At 69.7% G+C, this 18,568-nt stretch carries 19 protein-coding genes; 9 read left to right on the top strand and 10 right to left on the bottom strand.

The annotated features are described in order from the left end of the window. Positions 1-24 precede the first annotated feature (24 nt). The 10 genes from BKA25_RS05780 to BKA25_RS28590 all read right to left on the bottom strand — a co-directional run bounded on the left by BKA25_RS05780 (position 25) and on the right by BKA25_RS28590 (position 8,985). Positions 25-765, bottom strand: a complete 741-nt coding sequence (locus BKA25_RS05780) for a sirohydrochlorin chelatase (RefSeq protein WP_069851530.1) — start codon at positions 763-765, stop codon at positions 25-27. 14 nt (positions 766-779) lie between these two features. Beyond that, on the bottom strand, positions 780-1,685 hold the full coding sequence (locus BKA25_RS05785) for an ABC transporter permease (protein WP_069851528.1): 906 nt from the start codon (positions 1,683-1,685) through the stop codon (positions 780-782). Beyond that, positions 1,672-2,481: an ABC transporter ATP-binding protein gene (locus BKA25_RS05790; RefSeq protein WP_069851526.1), complete on the bottom strand. Its 810-nt coding sequence runs from the start codon at positions 2,479-2,481 to the stop codon at positions 1,672-1,674. The genes BKA25_RS05785 and BKA25_RS05790 overlap by 14 nt, the downstream gene beginning before the upstream one ends. Before the next feature lie 23 nt (positions 2,482-2,504). Beyond that, entirely contained in the window at positions 2,505-3,605 is a 1,101-nt protein-coding gene (locus BKA25_RS05795) for an ABC transporter substrate-binding protein (RefSeq protein WP_157421225.1), read from the bottom strand. A 128-nt stretch (positions 3,606-3,733) separates the two neighbouring features. After that, on the bottom strand, positions 3,734-5,098 hold the full coding sequence (locus tag BKA25_RS05800) for a sulfate adenylyltransferase subunit 1 (RefSeq protein WP_069851524.1): 1,365 nt from the start codon (positions 5,096-5,098) through the stop codon (positions 3,734-3,736). Continuing rightward, positions 5,098-6,078 carry a sulfate adenylyltransferase subunit CysD gene (gene cysD / locus BKA25_RS05805; RefSeq protein WP_084643327.1) on the bottom strand — a complete coding sequence of 327 codons (981 nt, stop codon included), beginning with the start codon at positions 6,076-6,078 and terminating at the stop codon, positions 5,098-5,100. The genes BKA25_RS05800 and cysD overlap by 1 nt, the downstream gene beginning before the upstream one ends. A 13-nt stretch (positions 6,079-6,091) precedes the next feature. Further along, positions 6,092-6,799 (bottom strand): phosphoadenylyl-sulfate reductase, encoded by a 708-nt coding sequence (locus tag BKA25_RS05810; RefSeq protein ID WP_069851522.1) that lies wholly within the window; start codon positions 6,797-6,799, stop codon positions 6,092-6,094. Next, entirely contained in the window at positions 6,800-6,985 is a 186-nt protein-coding gene (locus BKA25_RS05815; RefSeq protein ID WP_069851520.1) for an Insertion element protein, read from the bottom strand. It lies immediately after the preceding gene. Further along, a complete protein-coding gene (locus BKA25_RS05820) occupies positions 6,982-8,703 on the bottom strand; it encodes a nitrite/sulfite reductase (RefSeq protein WP_069851518.1) in 1,722 nt (573 codons plus the stop codon). Before BKA25_RS05820 ends, BKA25_RS05815 begins: the two co-directional genes overlap by 4 nt. Positions 8,704-8,823: 120 nt before the next feature. Beyond that, entirely contained in the window at positions 8,824-8,985 is a 162-nt protein-coding gene (locus BKA25_RS28590) for a putative leader peptide (RefSeq protein WP_375791842.1), read from the bottom strand. A 215-nt stretch (positions 8,986-9,200) separates the two neighbouring features. On the opposite strand from BKA25_RS28590, the gene hemW reads away from it, so the two are divergent. From hemW to BKA25_RS05865, 9 genes are all read left to right on the top strand, one after another. Then, a complete protein-coding gene (gene hemW, locus BKA25_RS05825) occupies positions 9,201-10,427 on the top strand; it encodes a radical SAM family heme chaperone HemW (RefSeq protein ID WP_069853984.1) in 1,227 nt (408 codons plus the stop codon). A gap of 224 nt (positions 10,428-10,651) precedes the next feature. Then, positions 10,652-11,674 carry a heat-inducible transcriptional repressor HrcA gene (hrcA, locus tag BKA25_RS05830; RefSeq protein ID WP_069851517.1) on the top strand — a complete coding sequence of 341 codons (1,023 nt, stop codon included), beginning with the start codon at positions 10,652-10,654 and terminating at the stop codon, positions 11,672-11,674. Positions 11,675-11,819: 145 nt separating this feature from the next. Continuing rightward, positions 11,820-12,983 (top strand): molecular chaperone DnaJ, encoded by a 1,164-nt coding sequence (gene dnaJ, locus BKA25_RS05835; protein WP_069851516.1) that lies wholly within the window; start codon positions 11,820-11,822, stop codon positions 12,981-12,983. 105 nt (positions 12,984-13,088) lie between these two features. Continuing rightward, positions 13,089-13,865, top strand: a complete 777-nt coding sequence (locus tag BKA25_RS05840) for a 16S rRNA (uracil(1498)-N(3))-methyltransferase (protein ID WP_236750358.1) — start codon at positions 13,089-13,091, stop codon at positions 13,863-13,865. 475 nt (positions 13,866-14,340) lie between these two features. Then, positions 14,341-14,724 (top strand): histidine triad nucleotide-binding protein, encoded by a 384-nt coding sequence (locus BKA25_RS05845; protein ID WP_069851512.1) that lies wholly within the window; start codon positions 14,341-14,343, stop codon positions 14,722-14,724. A 284-nt stretch (positions 14,725-15,008) separates the two neighbouring features. Next, positions 15,009-16,139 carry a PhoH family protein gene (locus tag BKA25_RS05850; protein WP_375791843.1) on the top strand — a complete coding sequence of 377 codons (1,131 nt, stop codon included), beginning with the start codon at positions 15,009-15,011 and terminating at the stop codon, positions 16,137-16,139. A 5-nt stretch (positions 16,140-16,144) separates the two neighbouring features. Continuing rightward, positions 16,145-16,732, top strand: a complete 588-nt coding sequence (gene ybeY / locus BKA25_RS05855) for an rRNA maturation RNase YbeY (protein WP_069853982.1) — start codon at positions 16,145-16,147, stop codon at positions 16,730-16,732. 31 nt (positions 16,733-16,763) lie between these two features. After that, entirely contained in the window at positions 16,764-18,110 is a 1,347-nt protein-coding gene (locus BKA25_RS05860) for a hemolysin family protein (protein WP_069851510.1), read from the top strand. Continuing rightward, positions 18,103-18,462, top strand: a complete 360-nt coding sequence (locus BKA25_RS05865) for a cytidine deaminase-like protein (protein ID WP_069851508.1) — start codon at positions 18,103-18,105, stop codon at positions 18,460-18,462. The genes BKA25_RS05860 and BKA25_RS05865 overlap by 8 nt, the downstream gene beginning before the upstream one ends. Positions 18,463-18,568: the final 106 nt, after the last annotated feature.

Raw genomic sequence — 18,568 nt, forward strand, 5'->3', positions numbered from 1 at the left:
TCACGCCGGCGATACACCCCTCGCTCAGGGGCTCGCCTCGCCACGGCGTTCCTCGACGGCCGAGGCGAAGCGGCTCAGGACCACCTCGGTCACCTCCGGCGCTGCGCCCATCGGCTCGGCGACCACCGCATCGGGGGCCTCGGCGCGGACCGCGTCGATCACCCGGTTCAGCAACAGGCCGGGCGCCAGGAACCAGGGCGCCACCACGATGCGTCCGGCGCCTGCCGCGCGCAGCTCCTGCACGGCCTCGGCCGCCGACGGGCTCGTCGCCGAGGCGAACGCGGGTACCACCCGTGCCCAGCCGTGCCGTCGGGACCAGTCCAGGGCCACCTGCCGCACCAGACCGTTGGACTTCTCCTGTGAGGAACCCGCACCCGCCAGCACCACGCCCACCTCGGACATCGTGGGGTCGACGCCGACCTCGGCGAGCCTGCGCAGCACCGCCGCCTCCAGCCGGGCATCGGGACCGAGTACCCCGGCGATGCGCAGCCGCAGGCCGGGGCGTTCCCGGACGGCCCGCTCGATGGCGGCCGGGATGTCCACCCCCGCGTGGTAGGCGTGTCCGAGCAGCAAGGGCACCAGCACGGAACCCGGCTCGACCTCGGCGAGCACCTCGTCCAGCGACGGCGTGGACAGTTCGAGGTAGCCTGCCCGCACCACGAGGCCGGGCCGGGCCTCTCGGACCGCGCGCACCAGCCGATCGATCGTCGCGGGCGAACGGCTGTCCCGACTGCCGTGGGCGATGGCCACCAACGTCGACGTCATCGACGTCCCCCGATCTATGCCATTCCGGACAGTCCTCGAGCGAGCAGTATCCGACGCTCCAAGGGCCGGAACACCAGCAGGTCGACGCTCACCCCCACCAGCAGGATGAGCAGGATGGCCGCGAGCACGCCGGGCATGTCGTTGAAGGCCCTGGCCTGTTCGAGGGTCTGCCCCAGTCCGATGCCCAACTGCGGGGACGCCGCGATGAGCTCGGCGGCCATCAGCGACCGCCAGGAGAAGGCCCAGCCCTGTTTGCAGCCCGCCAGATAACCGGGCAGTGCGGCGGGCAACAGGATGTGCCGGGCGTTGGAGAACCGGCTCGCCCCCATGGCCTTGCCCGCCCGGGTCAGGATGGGTGGCACCTGATCTATTCCGGCCACCAGGCCATTGATCACCGACGGGACCGACCCCAGCAGCACGACCGCGAAGATCGTGGTGGGTGTCAGCCCGAACCACAGCACGGCGGCGGGTACCCAGGCCACCGAGGGAAGGCTTTGCAGCCCGGTGATCACCGGGCCGACGGCGGCGCGGACCACCCGGACCCTGGCCACCACCAAGCCCAGCGGGGTGGCCACCGCCACGGCGATCAAGAAGCCCAGGATCGCCCGATGCAGCGAGGTCCACAGCACCGGCAGGATCTCGCCGGTCCGCACCAGATCCCAGATCTCGCCGCCGACCGCCGCAGGCGCGGGCAGCCGGAACTCCGGCCACAACGCCAGGGCCCACAGCAGCTGCCAGACCGCCAGCAGGGCACCGATCGCCACCAGCGGCGGCAACAGACCCGACAGCAACCGGCGCCACACCGGGGTGCGGCGGGTAGCCGGGGTGTCCAATGCGTCCAGGCCCGCCCCGACCTGATCGAGATCGACCGTGGCCCCCGGGCCTGCGGGGCGCTCCCGTTCGGTGTCAGCTGCCTGCATGGCTGGAGATCACCTCCCGCAGCCGATCGGTGATCTCCTCGACCAGTCGTTCACTGCCGTCGGAGGCCCATTCCTGCACGACCCGCCCCGGACGGGAGGACAGCAGCACCACCCGTTGCGCGAGCCGCACCGCCTCCCGGACGTCGTGCGTGACGAACAGCACCGAGGTAGCGGTGGCCTGCCACACCCGGACCAGCTCGGCCTGCAACACGTCGCGGGTGATCGCGTCCAACGCGCCGAAGGGCTCGTCCATCAACAACAGCCGGTGCGCGCCGCCCTCGGGGCCGACCGCGCCGTCGGAGCCCGGCGAATGGCCTGCCGAGGCCAGTGCCCTGGCCAGGGCGACCCGCTGGCGCATCCCGCCGGACAACTCGTGCGGTCGTTTGTCGCCCTGACCACCCAGGCGCACCAGTTCGAGCAGCTCCAAGGCTTGTTCCCGGCGGGCCGCCGCCTTCACCCCGGCCAACCGCAAGGGCAGCTCGACGTTGCGTCGGGCCGTCAACCAGGGCATCAGCGCGGGCTCCTGGAACATCACCGCGGGTCGCGCGGTGTTGACGGTGACCGAACCCGAGGTCGGCTCCTCCAACCTGGCGAGCAGGTTGAGCAGGGTCGTCTTGCCACAGCCGGAGGCGCCCAGCAGGCAGACGAACTCGCCGGGGGCCACCGTCAGGTCCACCCCGTCCAGCGCCAGGACGGCCTCCGGGCCGTGGCCGAACTGTTTGACCAGCTTCGACACCGACACGGCCTGGCCGTCCCGCGCGTCGATGTCGGCCGCGTCGGTGAGTGTCACCGTCATGCCAGCTCCTCGATCTCGTCGGATCAGGACTCGTCGTCGAGGCCCGCGTCGTCGACCGGCTCTTCGCCGAGGTCGGTCAACACCCGGTTCAACGGCCGCAGATCGCTGAACGCGGACAGCTCCGGCGCCTCGTCGGTCAGCCCGGCGTCCACCGAGTTCTCGGCGAGCTGCGGGAAACCACCGGCGTCCGGATCCCAGGTAGGCTCGATGTTCTCCCAGGCCCGGTCGAGCACCTCGTCGTCCAGCGGATTGCCGGTGAGCCGCTCCAACTCCTCATTCGCCGAGGCCTTGGCCACCTCCGGGTTCTCCCGCGCCCACAGCACCGTCTCGACGTGCGCGCGCAGGATCGCCTCGACAGTCTCCGGGTGAGCCTGGAGGAACTCGGTGCGGGCGATGATCACCGTGGTGGGGAACCGGCCGTCCGGCCATTCGTCGCGCTCGTCGACCAACACCTCGGCGTCCGCCTCGATGACCAGCCGCGATGACCACGGCTCCGGCAGCCAACCGCCGTCGAGCTGCCCGTCGCGGAACAGCGCGAGCGTCTCGGCGTTGTCCACGTTGGACACCTCGACCTCGTCGTCCCCGGTGCCCTGCGGGATGTCGTTGTCGAACAGCCACTTCTTGGCGGCGACGTCCTGGGTGTTGGCCAGCTGCGGGGTCGCGATGGTGCTGCCGCCGAGATCGTCCACCGAGGCGATCTCCGGCCGGACCACGAGTTGCGCACCGCCGGAGGTGACGCCCGCGATCAGCCGCGTGTGGGTGCCGTCGGACTGCTCGTAGGCGCTGAGGGTCGGGTTGGAACCGATGAACTGGATGTCCAGCGAGTCGCCGAGCAGACCGTTCACGGCGTCGGGGCCCGCATTGAAGGTATGAGTCTCCAAACGGGTGTCGCCCAGCGCCTCCTCGAACCGGCCGTCGGCGACGCCGATCAGCGCCGACCAGTGGGTGATGTTCGGGAAGTAGCCGAGATTGACGACCTCCGCAGGTCCCTGATCGGCCACCTCGGCGGTCTGATCGGTCGAATCGCGCTCGACGCGGGAGCAACCGGAGAGGATCAGTGCGATCGGGACCACCAGCGCTGCGGCCATCGCGCGCTGTGGGCCGCGACGAGACGCGGGGTTCATGTAGTCAGCCTTCCCTGATCAAGTTGAAGCATTTGGTTGCGAAAGCAAGTGGTTCGAGCCGAGCGGGCGGTTTCGGCGGTGCCCATCCGCCGTGGCGGCCCGCTTCGGCTACCCGGTGCGGCTACGGGTCAGGTCGCCACCGGCGCGGGCTCGGTCGGAGTGATCGGGTCGGTCGTCGCGGTGTCCGCCGCGGCCGGCGAGCCGTCTGACTGCAAGGCCTGTAGCGGAACCCCGACCAGCCCGGCGGCCAGGGTGTTGCCCTCGGCCGGATCGATGACCAGGAACGCGCCGGTCCGTCTGCTGATCGCGTAGTCGTCCACCGGCAGCGGCTCGGCCGTGCGCACCGACACCCGGCCGATCTCGTTGAGTCCCAGCTCGGCGGGATCGGGGATCGTGACCAGCCGCTGTTCGTCGAAGCGAGCGGTCAGCTGGTCGACCACCGCCTGGGTGGTGCGGGCGCCGTGCTTGATCAGGACTCGCGCTCCTGCGCGCAGCGGACGCTCGGAGAGCCAGCACAGCGTCGCGTCGATCTCGGTGACCGGCTTCGGCGCCTCGGCTACCTCGCCGATCACATCGCCCCGACCGATGTCCAACTCGTCGGTCAACAACAGCGTCACCGACTGGCCGGCCACCGCTTCGGCCAGCGGCCCGTCGGCGGTGTCGATGCGGTGCACGGTGCTGCGCAACCCGGCTGGTTGGACCGCCACCTCGTCGCCGGGCCGTACGAGCCCGGCCGCGACCTGACCCGCGTAACCCCGGTAGTCCGGGTACTCCGGAGTCCGGGGGCGGATCACGTACTGCACCGCCATCCGGAAGGGCACCTCATGTGGATCCGGTGCCACGGGCACCGTCTCCAGGTGTTCCAGCAGGGTCGGCCCCGAGTACCAGCCGGTGTTGGCGGATGAGGTGACGACGTTGTCGCCGACCAGCGCCGATACCGGTATCGAGACCACGTCGTCGGCGGCGTAACCGAGCGCGGCGGCGTGGGCGGCGAACTCGGCGCTCACCGCACGGAACACCGTCTCGTCGTAGTCGACCAGGTCGATCTTGTTGACCGCCAGCACCAGCCTCGGCACCCCGAGCAGCGCCACCACCGCGGCATGCCGCCGGGTCTGCTCCACCACGCCGCGCCGGGCATCCACCAGCAGGATCGCCAACTGGGCGGTGGAGGCCCCCGTGACGGTGTTGCGGGTGTACTGCACATGTCCCGGCGTGTCGGCCAGCACGAAGGATCGGCGCGGCGTCGCGAAGTAACGGTAGGCGACATCGATGGTGATGCCCTGTTCCCGCTCCGCGCGCAGCCCGTCGACCAGCAGCGAGAGGTCCGGTTCCGTCAGGCCGCGTTCGGTGCTCACCCGGTGGACGGCCTCCAGCTGATCGGCCAGCACCGACTTGGTGTCGTGCAGCAGCCTGCCGACCAGGGTCGACTTGCCGTCGTCGACGCTGCCCGCCGTGGCCAGCCGAAGAGAGTCGATCTGTTCGCCACCGCTCATCAGAAGTAGCCCTCTCGTTTCCGGTCCTCCATGGCGGCCTCCGACATCCGGTCGTCGGCGCGGGTGGCACCCCGTTCGGTGAGCCTGCTGGCGGCGACCTCGGCGATCACCTCGGCGACGGTGGTCGCGTCGGACTCCACGGCGCCCGTACAGGAGCCGTCTCCGACCGTGCGATACCGAACGAGCCGCTCCTGGACCTGCTCGGTCTCGCGCGGTCCGCCCCACGGGCCCGAGCTGAGCAGCATTCCGTCGCGCAGGTAGACCTCGCGGCGGTGCGCGTAGTAGATCGAGGGCAGCTCGATGTTCTCGCGCTCGATGTAGTTCCACACGTCGAGCTCGGTCCAGTTCGACAGCGGGAACACCCGGACGTGCTCGCCGGGTCGATGCCTGCCGTTGTAGAGATTCCAGAGTTCGGGGCGCTGCCTGCGCGGATCCCACTGGCCGAAGGAGTTGCGCAGACTGAAGATGCGTTCCTTGGCGCGGGCCCGCTCCTCGTCGCGCCTGCCACCGCCGAACACGGCGTCGAAACGGTGTTCGACGATGCTGTCCAACAGCGGCACCGTCTGCAGTGGATTGCGGGTGCCGTCGGCGCGTTCGGTCAACCGGCCGTCGTCGATCCAGCGCTGGACCTCGGCCACCTCCAACCGCAGGCCGTACCGGGCGACCAGCCGATCCCGGAACTCGATGACCTCCGGGAAATTGTGGCCGGTGTCGACGTGCAGCAGCGCGAAGGGGATCGGCGCAGGCCAGAACGCCTTCCTGGCCAGATGCACCAACAGCGTGGAGTCCTTGCCGCCGGAGAACAGCACCACCGGCCGGTCGAACTCACCGGCCACCTCGCGGAACACGTGCACCGCTTCTGATTCCAGGGTGTCCAGGCCGGTGGGCGTCCGCCGCCTCGGCGCGGGCTGCTGGACGACCGCGCCTGCCGATCGGATCGTGGCCTCGGCCGGCTTCGGCCCGACGCTCGTCTTCGTCATCGAAAGGCCCCCGCTATCCATGTAATCCGCATTCGGTCTTGCTGCTGCCCGCCCAACGCCCGCTGCGCGGATCGGCCCCCGGCGCGGGTTTGCTGGTGCAGGGCTGACAACCGATCGAGGGGTAGCCCGCCGAGACCAGCGGGTTCACCAGGACGCCGTGCTGCTCGATGTAGTCGGTCATGTCCTCGTCCGACCACGCGGCCAGCGGATTGACCTTCACCAGCCCATGGCGTTCGTCGAAGGTGACGACAGGGGTGTTCGCCCTGGTCGGAGCCTCGACGCGCCGTACCCCGGTGACCCAGGCGCGATAACCGGCCAGGGTGCGGCGCAGCGGCTCGACCTTGCGCAGGGCACAGCATCGGTCCGGATCAGACGAATACAGCCGGCGTCCCTCGCTCGCGTCCTGCTCGGCGACGGTCTGGCGGGCCTGCGCCTGCACGATCCGCACCGGATAGGTCCCGGCCACCGCATCGCGGGTGCCCAGGGTCTCGGCGAAGTGATAACCGGTCTCCAGGAACAACACGTCCACGCCGGGCTTGGCCTTGGCGGCCAGGTCGACCAACACGGCGTCCTGCATGTTCGAGGCGACGATCCACTCGTCGCCGAAGGTCCGCGCGGTCCAGTCCAGGATCTGCCGCGCATCGGCCGACGCCAGTAGCTCGGCGCCCTCGCGGGCCAGCCGCCTGCCCTGCTCGATTCGTTCCTCGGTCTCGGTATTCATCTAGGACGACCTCGTCTCCCTCAGTCGCAGACCCACCATCCGCACGACGAACACCCGCCGACACCCGGCACACAGCCAGGCGCCCTCGGGTTCCTCCTCTGGCCGCAGGTCCTCCTCAGCGCAGTAGGGACAGTGCAGGGGAACCGCGCGGCCCTGACCGCCTGCGGCCTCGAACGCCGCGCTCACCGGAGTTCGGCCTCCTCGGCGCGCACGACCCACTGGGCGAACCGCTCGCCGTCGGTCCGGCCTGCCAGGTAGCGGCGCACCAGCCGTTCCACATAGTCGGGTAGCTCGGCGGAGGTGACCTTGTGCCCGCGCAGCTTGCGGCCGAAACCGGAATCCAGCCCCAGCCCGCCGCCCAGGTGCACCTGGAAGCCCTCGACCTGCGCCCCGTCGGCGTCGACGACGATCTGTCCCTTGAGGCCGATGTCGGCGACCTGGGTTCGCGCGCAGGCGTTCGGGCAGCCGTTCAGATTCACCGTGACCGGGTCGACGACGCCCTCCTGGACGTCGGCCAGCCGCCGATCCAGCTCCTCGACCAACGCGATCGCCCTGGCCTTGGTCTCGACGATCGCCAACTTGCAGAACTCCAGGCCGGTGCACGCCATCACGCCCTGCCGCCACGGCGACGGGTTGCTGTAAAGACCGAGCCCGGCCAACTCCGATTGCAGCGAGTCCAACTCGGCATCGGGCACATCCAGCACCAACAGGTTCTGCTGCACCGTGGTGCGGACCCGCCCCGAACCGACCCGCTCCGCCGCCTTGGCCACCGCGACCAGCGTCGAACCCGAGACCCGGCCCGCCGTCGCCGCGAAACCGACGTAGTGCGCGCCGTCCCGCTGCCGGTGGACGCCGATGTGATCGCGGGTCGTCGTGGGCGGCTGCGGCGCGGGCCCGTCCAGCAGCCGACGTCCGAGGTACTCCTGTTCCAGCACCTCGCGGAACCGCTCGGCACCCCAATCGGCGACGAGGAACTTCAACCGCGCCCGGTGCCGCAGCCTGCGGTAGCCGTAGTCGCGGAAGATCTGGGCCACGCCGTGCCAGACCTCGGGCACCTCCGCCAGCGGCACCCAGGTGCCCAACCGCACGGCGAGCTTCGGATTGGTCGACAGACCACCGCCCACCCACAGGTCGAAACCGGGCCCGTGCTCGGGATGCTCGACACCGACGAAGGAGACGCAGTTCGTCTCGTGCACGACGTCCTGTCGGGGTGAGCCGGAGATCGCCGTCTTGAACTTGCGCGGCAGGTTCGACAGCGTCGGATCTCCGATGAACCGCCGGGTGATCTCCTCGATCGCGGGCGTGGCATCGATGATCTCGTCCTCGGCGATGCCCGCCACCGGGGAGCCGAGGACCACCCGAGGGCAGTCGCCGCAGGCCTCGGTGGTCGACAGGCCGACCGCCTCCAGCTTCGCCCAGATCGCCGGGACGTCCTCGATCCGCACCCAGTGCAGCTGGATGTTCTGTCGGTCGGTCAGATCGGCGGTGTCGCGCGCGTACATCTGGGAGATCTCGCCGATGGCGCGCAGCTGGGCGGTGGTCAGCAGCCCGCCGTCGACCCGCACCCGAAGCATGAAGTACTCGTCGTCCAGCTCCTCCGGCTTCAGGACCGCCGTCCGGCCGCCGTCGATACCGGGCTTGCGCTGGGTGTACAGCCCCCACCAACGGAACCGGCCGCGCAGATCACCGGGATCGATGGAGTCGAAACCGCCCTGGGCGTAGATCGACTCGATGCGAGCCCGGACGTTGAGCGGATTGTCGTCCTTCTTGGACCGTTCGTTGGGATTGAGCGGCTCGCGGTAGCCCAGCGCCCACTGGCCCTCGCCGCGTTTCCGCTGCACCCCACGCGCCGATCGCGCTGCGCGACCGGGCGGCGTGGAGGTGGTCTGCTGCGGTGGAGTCATCGGCTGCGACCTCCGAGAGGCGGGGCGCTGCGGCGAGTCCGAGGTGACCCGAGATACTTCCCCTGGGTGACCCGACGGCACGCCCGGCGCCGGCGAGTGGTGGGAACGCTGACGGCGGAGCTAGCGGCCCCGTCGGCACAGAGCGCTGGCGACGCGCTTGAGGTCGACGTGGCGCCGGGTGACGAGTCGAGTGCGCCGCGCTGTCATGTTTTCGAGCCTGCCACGCACCGCGATGATCGGTCCAGATCCGACCGGATGCTGAGACTGGCATTGGATGATCATCACAGTTCAGGAGAACGGGCGTCCGCGATCTGGTATGTCGGATCGGTGCCGGTCCCGCTCTGCGGAATGCCCGGCCGAGGGTGTTCCCGAACAGGTGCTCCCTGTGCTTCGGCGCCGCTACGCCCGGGCGCATCCGAGGTGGGGACGACGTCGGAAGCGGGCCGGGCCCCGCCCCGCCCGGTCCGGTGTTGCGCCTGCCAGGCACCCTGGACACCATGCCCAGCTCACTTCCCGATGGCGAGCCGATGCCCGAGGACGGCGCGTTGCCCGCGCACGCCCTCGACGGCCTCGGTCGTCGACCCTTCGGGTTCTACGTGCACGTTCCCTTCTGCGCGACGCGGTGCGGATACTGCGATTTCAACACCTACACCGCCGGTGAACTGGGTTCCGGTGCGGGCCACGACTCCTGGGCGGACGGGGTACGTCGCGAACTGGAGCTGGCCGCGAAGGTGCTGCCCGAGGCGCCCCGGGTCGACACCGTCTTCGTCGGTGGTGGCACGCCCTCGCTGGTGGGCGCCGAGGCCCTCGGGGCGGTACTCGCCGGGATCGACGAGGTGTTCGGCCTGGCCGACGGCGCCGAGGTGACCACCGAGGCCAACCCCGAATCGACCTCGCCGGAGTTCTTCGCGGGCCTGCGCGCCGCCGGCTTCACCAGGGTCTCCCTGGGGATGCAGTCCGCCGCCTCGAACGTGCTGGCCGTGCTGGACCGGACCCACACCCCCGGCCGTGCCGCTGCGGCGGCCGCCGAGGCCGCCTCGGCGGGCTTCGACCACGTCAACCTCGACCTGATCTACGGCACTCCCGGCGAGACCGACGCGGATCTGCGTGCCTCGCTGGAGGCCGTGGTCGCCGCAGGCGTCGACCACGTCTCGGCGTACTCGTTGATCGTCGAGGACGGCACCGCGTTGGCCAGGCGCGTCCGGTCCGGGGAACTGCCCGCGCCCGACGAGGACGTCCTGGCCGCGAGGTACGAGATGATCGACGACGCGCTCTCGGCGGCGGGTTTCGACTGGTACGAGGTGTCGAACTGGGCGGCCAGGTCGGGCGGCGAGGCGTCCTGGTGCAGGCACAACATCGGTTACTGGACCGGCGGGGACTGGTGGGGCCTCGGACCGGGGGCACACAGCCATGTCGGTGGGGTCCGCTGGTGGAACGTGAAGCATCCGGCCCGATACAACGCCGTCCTCGCCGAGGGCCGCAGCCCCGGCGCGGGTCGGGAGATCCTCGACGAATCGGCTCGCCGGGTGGAGCGCGTCCTGTTGGAGATCCGCTTGGTCGGCGGCTTGTCGACCGAGCTGCTCGACGAGGCGGGCCTGCTGGCGGCCGCGCGGGCCGCCGACGATGGGCTGTTGGTGGCCGCGTCATTGGCCGCCGGGCGCTGTGTCCTCACCAGGCGGGGACGACTGCTGGCCGACGGACTCGTTCATCGACTGCTGGGCTGACCTGGTTCGAACCGTCGATGCCCTCGGCGGCGGACGGCCGATCGTGGAGTCGGGCTCCCCACACCCGAGCACTCCCCGGGCCGGATGGGTAGGGAATGCGGCATCCGGAACGTAAACTCGACGGATGGTGGTGCTCGATTCCGTCGAGATCGCCGGACAGGGCCGGAGTCCGGCGCTGCGCACGGGCTTCTCGGACTGCGAACGACGGGCGGAGGTGTCAGACGGTGAGTGCCGATGATCGTCGGTTCGAGGTGTTGCGCGCCATCGTCGCCGACTACGTCTCCACCCACGAACCGGTGGGATCGAAGGCACTCGTCGAGCGGCACAACCTCGGCGTGTCCAGCGCCACGGTGCGCAACGACATGGTGGCGTTGGAGGACGACGGCCTGATCACCCAGCCGCACACCAGTGCGGGGCGGGTGCCGACGGACAAGGGCTACCGCTTGTTCGTCGACCGGCTCAGCGAGGTCAAGCCGTTGTCCGGAGCCGAACGCCGGGCGATACAGAGCTTCCTCGACGGCGCGTTGGACCTGGACGACGTGCTCCGGCGCAGCGTCCGACTGCTCGCGCAGCTCACCAGGCAGGTCGCCGTGGTGCAGTACCCGACCCTGACCAGGGCGACGGTGCGGCACCTGGAGATCGTGAAGATCACCCCGGCGCGGTTGATGCTGGTGTTGATCACCGACACCGGCCGGGTCGATCAGCGGATGGTCGACCTCGGCGACGTGATCGACGACGAGGACGTCGCTCGGCTACGCGCGCTGCTCAACTCGGCCATGATCGAACAGCGGCTTCCGGAGGCCTCCGCCTCGGTGGCCGAACTCCCCGAACGGGCCGCCCCCGACCTGCGGGAGGTCCTCACCCGGGTCTGTAGCGTGCTGATCGAATCGTTGGTCGACCACCCGGAGGAGCGCCTGCTTCTCGGGGGCACCGCGAACCTGACCAGGAATGTCTCCGACTTCCCCGGCTCGCTCCGGCAGGTGTTGGAGGCATTGGAAGAGCAGGTCGTGGTGCTGCGATTGCTGGCCGCGGCCCGGGACCCCGGCACGGTGTTGGTGCGCATCGGCGTCGAGAACGAGGCCATGGAGATGCGCGACACCTCGGTGGTCTCGGTCGGTTATGGATCGCCGGGCAACGTGTTCGGCGGTATCGGTGTGGTCGGTCCGACACGGATGGACTACCCGGGGACGATGGCCGCCGTGCGGGCCGTCGCGGCCTATGTGGGGGAGATTCTCGCCGGTCGCTGAAAGCCGACCGGCGAAGAGAGCATGATGTAAGGCAGACAGGGTCCGATCGGACCCGATGATTCCGATGAGAATGCGTGCCGACGGCGCGCGGGCGAAAAGAACGCCGCGGTTCGGCGGGCGGGCTGCGGCAGGAGGACCGGAGAAAGTGGCCAGGGACTACTACGGCTTGCTCGGCGTGAGCAAGGACGCCAGCGCGGATCAGCTCAAGCGGGCTTATCGGAAGCTGGCAAGGGAGCTACACCCAGACGTCAACCCGGACCCGGCTGCGCAGCAGCGGTTCAGGGAGGTCACCACCGCCTACGAGGTGCTGACGGACCCCAAGAAGCGGCAGGTCGTCGACCTCGGCGGCGATCCGTTGGACAACGGCGGCGGCCGCTCCGGCGGCGGGGACCCCTTCGCGGGCTTCGGTGGTCTCGGCGACATCATGGACGCGTTCTTCGGCGGCAACGCCGGTGGGCAGAGCCGGGGCCCGCGCAGCAGGATGCAGCAGGGTTCGGATGCGCTGATCAAGCTGCGGATGACCCTGGAGGACTGCGCCAGCGGCGTCAGCCGGGAGATCACCGTCGACACGGCTGTGTTGTGCGACACCTGCGCCGGGACCGGCTGCCAGGAGGACACCACCCCCTCGGTGTGTGACACCTGCGCCGGTAAGGGCGAGGTCCAGTCGGTGCAGCGCTCGTTCCTCGGCCAGGTCGTCACCGCTCGGCCCTGCCCCACCTGCCGTGGCTTCGGCGAGGTCATCACCGACCCCTGTGGCCAGTGCAGCGGCGAGGGCCGGGTGCGGTCCCGTCGGACGATCACGGTCAAGATCCCCGCGGGTGTCGCGGACGGCATGCGGGTGCGCCTGTCGGCCCAGGGTGAGGTCGGCGTCGGCGGTGGTCCCGCAGGCGACCTCTACGTCGAGGTCGACGAGGTCGAGCACGACACCTTCACCCGGGACGGCTCGGATCTGCACTGCACCCTGATGCTTCCGATGACCTCGGCGGCGCTGGGCACGGTCCTGCCGCTGGACACGCTGGACGGGACCGAGGAGATCCGGGTCGAACCCGGTACGCAACCCGGCACCCGCCTGCTGCTGACCGGCCAGGGGATGCCCAGGCTGCGCTCCAACGGCCGCGTCAGTGGTCGTGGCGACCTGCACGTGCATCTGGACGTCGTGGTGCCGACCCGGCTCGACGGCAGGCAGACCGACCTGCTGCGGGAACTGGCCGCGTTGCGCGACGAGGAATCCGAACTGGCCGCCAACGGCAACGGCCGGGTCAACGGCGGATTGTTCTCCCGGCTGCGCGACTCCTTCGGTTCCCGCTAGTCACCGACGGCAGGCGCGAGAGCAGCGGGGCGGGGCCGGTCGTGTCCGGACCTCGGCTACGCGCGTGGCGGGTGTGCCGCGTTACCGGCGACAACAGTTGATGGGATGGGAAAGACGATGACCGCTGCGGTGCCGCCGCCCCCGCTGGCCAGGGACGGGCTGCCGCTGTTCCTGACCGAGCTTCCCGAGGGCGACCGGGTGGAGCTCTCGGGCCCGGAGGGGCGGCACGCCGCGACGGTGACCCGACTGCGGGTCGGCGAGCACCTTTTGGTGTCGGACGGGCGGGGCGGCATCGGCCGGGCCGAGGTGACCTCGGTCGCCAAGGACACCCTGTCGGCCCGGATCCTGCAGCGGGCGCAGGAGCCGGAACCGGCGCTGCGGATGACCCTCGTCCAAGCCCTGCTCAAGGGTGACCGCAGCGAACTGGCCGTCGACCAGTCCGTGGAGGTCGGAGTCGACGCGCTGGTTCCGTGGCGGGCCGCGCACAGCGTCGTCCGATGGGACAGCGGGCCGCGTGGCGCGAAGGCCCTGGAGCGTTGGCGTTTCATGGCCCGCGCGGCGACCAAGCAGGCCCGCCGATCCTGGCTGCCGCCGGTGTCCGAGGCGGTGAACCTGACCGAACTCGTCGAGCGGGTACGGGCGGCGACGCTGGCCGTGGTGCTGCACGAGTCCGCCTCGGCGCGGCTGAGCTCGATCGAGCTGCCGACGACGGGCGAACTGCTGCTCGTGGTGGGCCCGGAGGGCGGCATCGAGCCGAGCGAACTGAGCAGGCTCGTCGAGGCGGGCGCCCGCCCTGCCCTGCTCGGTGACACGGTGCTGCGGGCCTCCACGGCGGGCGTGGCCGCGTTGGGCGTGCTCTCGGTCGCAGGCGGGCGCTGGTAGCGGTAGGACGAGGACACCCGGGTCCGCCCTCGCGTGCTCGGCGGGTGCCGACCGGGAACGCCCACCGGGATCGCGGCTCGCCGCACACTGATTGTGCGCGGAACGACTTACTCGCCGGCTAACGCGGTTCGCTTATCGCCCGACGCAACAATTGGTTTGCCGATAAAGGGATTCGGTCCGTGACGGCCTCGCTGCCACGCGTAGTGGCGTTTCCTGTTGCTAATTTCCAGAGTGTTCGGCGTCTCTTGACGCACCGCTTGCTTTTCTCGGTCGAACCACTGTTCTGTTTTGGCTTTTGTCGATCGCTTGGCCGCCAACCAGCGCGAATTCGTCGGCGTGAGTTGCCACTGCGGCTGTGGTCGGTTGCCTGGGCCGCAGATTTCCGCCGCGATTACCGGTCGAGAACGGGCGGCGGACAACCGAAGACCGGACCACCTGCAACCCCTGTTCGTCACCGAGGTTTAGCCTGCACGTCATGAGCGATCCGGAGTCCGACTGTCTTTTCTGCAAGCTGCTCGAAGGTGAACTGCCGTGCAGCGTGATCCGTGAGACAGACACCACTTTCGCGTTCCGGGATATCCATCCCCAGGCGCCCACCCACGTACTTCTCGTCCCGCGCACGCACTATCCGGACGCGGCCACTCTGGCGGCGGAGGACCCGGCCCTGCTGGTCGATCTCTTCCACGTCGCCGCCGACGTCGCCGAGGAGGAAGGCGTCGCGGAGAGCGGCTACCGGCTGCTGTTCAACACCGGTGCGGACGCGGGTCAGACCGTCTTCCACGCGCACCTGCACCTACTGGGCGGCCAGCCGCTCGGCCCGCTGGTCGGCAACCCGCAGGGCGGCGCGCCCAAGGCGTGAGCCTGCACGTCCGGACCCGACCGGACACCCCTGCCCAAAGACGAAGCCCGGCGGAGACCGAGCCACCGCCGGGCCGATGCATCCGACGCTCTCCCCGGCGGCCCACACCGCCCGATACCGACGGCGTCCGCGCCCGGCCGCAGGGCACGCAGGGATTTATCACGCGTGCGTTCGGTCGTGCGTTACAGCTAGCATCGAAGTGTCGTCAAGGCAGGGCCTGCTCAGGTGGGCCGGAGGCAGTCAGCGTGCGTCGCGTCAGCGCAGAAGGTGGGCCGGAACACACCGTGGCAACAACCGCAGCGGGCTCAGCTCGCAGTGCCGATTCAGCAGGACCAGCGGCGGGCAACGGCAAGGCGATCACGCCCGAGGACGCCGCACTCGCCCAGCAGGTCGTCGCCAAGTCCAACCTCACCGTTCCGGATGCCGTCGTACTCAACCTCCTCGGGTCCGGGGACGAGAACCTCCGGGTGATCGAAGAGTTGGTCAGTGCCGACGTCCACGTCCGTGGCAACGAGATCACCCTCACCGGCAAGCCTGCCGAGGTCGCCTTCGCGGAGCGTCTCTTCGCGGAGTTGCTGATCATGGTCGGCAAGGCCCAACCATTGAGCGCCGACTCGGTCCGGCGCACCGTGGGGATGCTGTCGGCCGACGCGGGCGAGTCCCCCGCCGAGGTGCTCAGCCTCGACATCCTCTCCCGACGCGGCCGGTCGATCCGACCGAAGACGCTGAACCAGAAGCGTTATGTCGATGCCATCGACAAGAACACCATCGTCTTCGGTATCGGCCCGGCGGGTACCGGCAAGACCTATCTGGCGATGGCCAAGGCCGTGCAGGCCCTGCAGGCCAAGCAGGTCAACCGGATCATCCTGACCCGGCCTGCGGTGGAGGCCGGGGAGCGGCTCGGGTACCTGCCCGGCACGCTGCACGACAAGATCGACCCGTACCTGCGGCCGCTCTACGACGCGCTGCACGACATGGTCGATCCGGAGTCGGTTCCCCGGCTCACCCAGGCGGGCACCATCGAGGTCGCGCCACTGGCCTACATGCGTGGCCGAACTCTCAACGACGCGTTCATCATCCTGGACGAGGCGCAGAACACCACGCCCGAGCAGATGAAGATGTTCCTCACCCGGCTCGGCTTCGGCTCCAAGATCGTGGTGACCGGCGACATCACCCAGGTCGACCTGCCCGGAAGCACTCGAAGCGGCCTCCGGGTCGTGCGGGACATCCTGGACGGTGTCGAGGACGTGCACTTCTCTATGCTCACCAGCCACGACGTGGTCCGGCATCGACTGGTCAGCGACATCGTGGACGCCTACGAACGGTGGCAGGTGGTGCAGGAGCACCCGCAGGCCCCCGCCTCGGACGAGCGCTCCGATGCGCGAACCGGTCGTGGCCGCCGACAGGGACGGTGAACACGGTGAGTATCGAGATCGCCAACGAATCAGGCGTGGCGGTTGAGGAGACCTCCATCGTCGCCGCCGCTCGCTATGCACTGGATCGGATGGGCGTCAGCGCGCTCGCCGAGTTGTCGGTGCTGCTTGTCGAGCTGGAGGCGATGGCAGATCTGCATGAACGGTGGATGGACCTACCCGGTCCCACCGATGTGATGGCATTCCCCATGGACGAGCTCGACTCGGCACGCAGGCCCGACACCGCCGCCTCCGGGCCCGCGTTGCTCGGGGACATCGTGTTGTGTCCCGAGTTCGCTCGGGAACAGGCGAAGAAGGCCGGGCACAGCCTGCTCGACGAGTTGCACCTGCTGACCGTGCACGGCGTGCTGCACCTGCTGGGCTACGACCATGCCGAGCCCGCCGAGGAACGCGAGATGTTCGGGCTGCAGAACCGGCTGTTGGCCGATTTCCGGGCCACCTCGCGGGATGCGCTGGCCACGGCGGCCCGAGACGACGCCGACTCCCGGGTGCTCGGTGCGGTCGGGCTGGAAGGCGATGGTGCCGAGGACGAGGGTGGCGAGCCCGCCACCTCGCCGGGGGAACCGAATCGGTGATCGACACACCCGGCGGCCCTGAGTCTCTTCGATGGGGAGCCCCTTCATGATGTTGTCGTTGGCCGCGCTGCTGGTCGTCTTCGCGGGAGCCTTCGCCGCAGCCGACGCGGCGTTGAGCACGGTGTCCAGAGCGCGAGTGGACGAACTGGTCCGGTCGGGCCGCTCCGGGGCGAAGGCGTTGGCCGAGGTCGTCACCGAGCGCCCCCGCCACATCAACCTGTTGCTGCTGTTGCGGCTCGCCTGCGAGTTGACGGCGACGGTGCTGGTGACCGTCGTGGTGGTGGCGACCTTCGACTCCGACGGCTTCGCGGTGCTCGTCGCCGTGTTGATCATGCTAGTGGTGAGTTACGTCCTGGTGGGCGTCGGCCCGAGGACGATCGGTCGCCAGCACCCCTACGGCGTCGGCTGCCTGGTGGCCGGGCCGGTGCGGATGCTCGGCAAGCTGCTCAGCCCACTGGCCAGGTTGCTGATCCTGTTGGGTAACGCGATCACTCCGGGACGCGGTTTCCGCGAGGGTCCGTTCTCCTCCGAGGTGGAGCTGCGCGAGCTGGTCGACATCGCCGAGGAGCGCGGTGTCGTCGAGGCGGGCGAGCGCGAGATGATCCACTCGATCTTCGAGCTGGGCGACGCCGTGGTCCGCGAGGTGATGGTGCCTCGGACCGAGGTCATCTGGATCGAACGGGACAAGTCGGTGCGCCAGGCGGTGGCCCTGTGTCTGCGCACCGGTTACTCCCGGATTCCGGTGATCGGCGAGAGCGTCGACGACATCGTCGGAGTGGTCAACATCAAGGACCTCGTCCGTTCGTGGAGCGATGGTCCGCTGGGCGACGGCAGCGACACCCGTGTCGAGACGCTGATGCGCCCGGTGGTGCTGGTGCCGGACTCGAAGCGACTGGTCGAGCTGCTCCGCGAGATGCAGGTGTCGCGTAATCACCTCGCGGTCGCCGTCGACGAGTACGGCGGCACGGCGGGCCTGCTGACCATCGAGGACATCCTCGAGGAGATCGTCGGCGAGATCACCGACGAGTCCGACATCGGTGAGCGTCCGCCGGTGGAGCGCCTTGACGAGGACTCGGCCCGGGTCAGCGCCCGACTGCCGGTGACCGATCTGGCCGAGCTCTTCGACGTGGAGATCGACGACCACGACGTGGACACGGCGGGCGGACTGCTGGCTCAACGCCTGGGCCGGGTGCCGCTGCCGGGCGCCGAGACGGAGGTCAGCGGCCTGCGGATGCGCGCCGAGGGCGGCAAGGACAACCGAGGCAGAATGCGGATCAGCACGTTACTGGTCAGCAGGCTGCCCAGGACCAAGGCCGCCGATCCGGACGCGGAGCCGGAGCAGGTTCGCACTCAGGAGAGGACCACGGCCAATGGCTGAGTCGGGGACGGATCGGATCGACGCGTTGGATCCCGAGGACCGCAAGATCATCACCTTGGCGCAGGCGGGGCGGGCCCGGGTCGGTGCCACCGAGGGCGCCGCCGTCCGCGACACCGATGGGCGGACCTACTCGGCGTGCACCGTCGAGCTGCCCTCCCTGCGGCTGACGGCCTTGCAGGCCGCCGTGGCCGCTGCGGTGGCCAGCGGAGCTACGGCCCTGGAGGCGGCGGCCGTGGTCGGCGATCTGACGGTGGTGGACGAGCCCTCCAGAGCGGTGGTTCGTGACCTGTCGTCGGGGGCGCCGATCCATCTGGCCGACGCGGCGGGCAATCTGGTGGCCACGGAGGTCTAGCCACCCGCTGTGGGTGGTAGCACGAGATCTGCTGACGCGCGAGGATGTCTGTCGAGCATCCTCGCGCGTTCTTCTTGGTACCGGTCGCCTGCAAGCCTGCGGCGAG

This window comes from Actinoalloteichus hymeniacidonis (assembly GCF_014203365.1).
GTDB lineage: Bacteria > Actinomycetota > Actinomycetes > Mycobacteriales > Pseudonocardiaceae > Actinoalloteichus_A > Actinoalloteichus_A hymeniacidonis.

Coding starts and splice junctions, on each gene's coding strand:
- BKA25_RS05780 (WP_069851530.1), bottom strand. CDS start 765: ATGACGTCGACGTTGGTGGCCATCGCCCACGGCAGTCGGGACAGCCGT.
- BKA25_RS05785 (WP_069851528.1), bottom strand. CDS start 1,685: ATGCAGGCAGCTGACACCGAACGGGAGCGCCCCGCAGGCCCGGGGGCC.
- BKA25_RS05790 (WP_069851526.1), bottom strand. CDS start 2,481: ATGACGGTGACACTCACCGACGCGGCCGACATCGACGCGCGGGACGGC.
- BKA25_RS05795 (WP_157421225.1), bottom strand. CDS start 3,605: ATGAACCCCGCGTCTCGTCGCGGCCCACAGCGCGCGATGGCCGCAGCG.
- BKA25_RS05800 (WP_069851524.1), bottom strand. CDS start 5,098: ATGAGCGGTGGCGAACAGATCGACTCTCTTCGGCTGGCCACGGCGGGC.
- cysD (WP_084643327.1), bottom strand. CDS start 6,078: ATGACGAAGACGAGCGTCGGGCCGAAGCCGGCCGAGGCCACGATCCGA.
- BKA25_RS05810 (WP_069851522.1), bottom strand. CDS start 6,799: ATGAATACCGAGACCGAGGAACGAATCGAGCAGGGCAGGCGGCTGGCC.
- BKA25_RS05820 (WP_069851518.1), bottom strand. CDS start 8,703: ATGACTCCACCGCAGCAGACCACCTCCACGCCGCCCGGTCGCGCAGCG.
- BKA25_RS28590 (WP_375791842.1), bottom strand. CDS start 8,985: ATGATCATCCAATGCCAGTCTCAGCATCCGGTCGGATCTGGACCGATC.
- hemW (WP_069853984.1), top strand. CDS start 9,201: ATGCCCAGCTCACTTCCCGATGGCGAGCCGATGCCCGAGGACGGCGCG.
- BKA25_RS05840 (WP_236750358.1), top strand. CDS start 13,089: ATGGGAAAGACGATGACCGCTGCGGTGCCGCCGCCCCCGCTGGCCAGG.
- BKA25_RS05845 (WP_069851512.1), top strand. CDS start 14,341: ATGAGCGATCCGGAGTCCGACTGTCTTTTCTGCAAGCTGCTCGAAGGT.
- BKA25_RS05860 (WP_069851510.1), top strand. CDS start 16,764: ATGGGGAGCCCCTTCATGATGTTGTCGTTGGCCGCGCTGCTGGTCGTC.
- BKA25_RS05865 (WP_069851508.1), top strand. CDS start 18,103: ATGGCTGAGTCGGGGACGGATCGGATCGACGCGTTGGATCCCGAGGAC.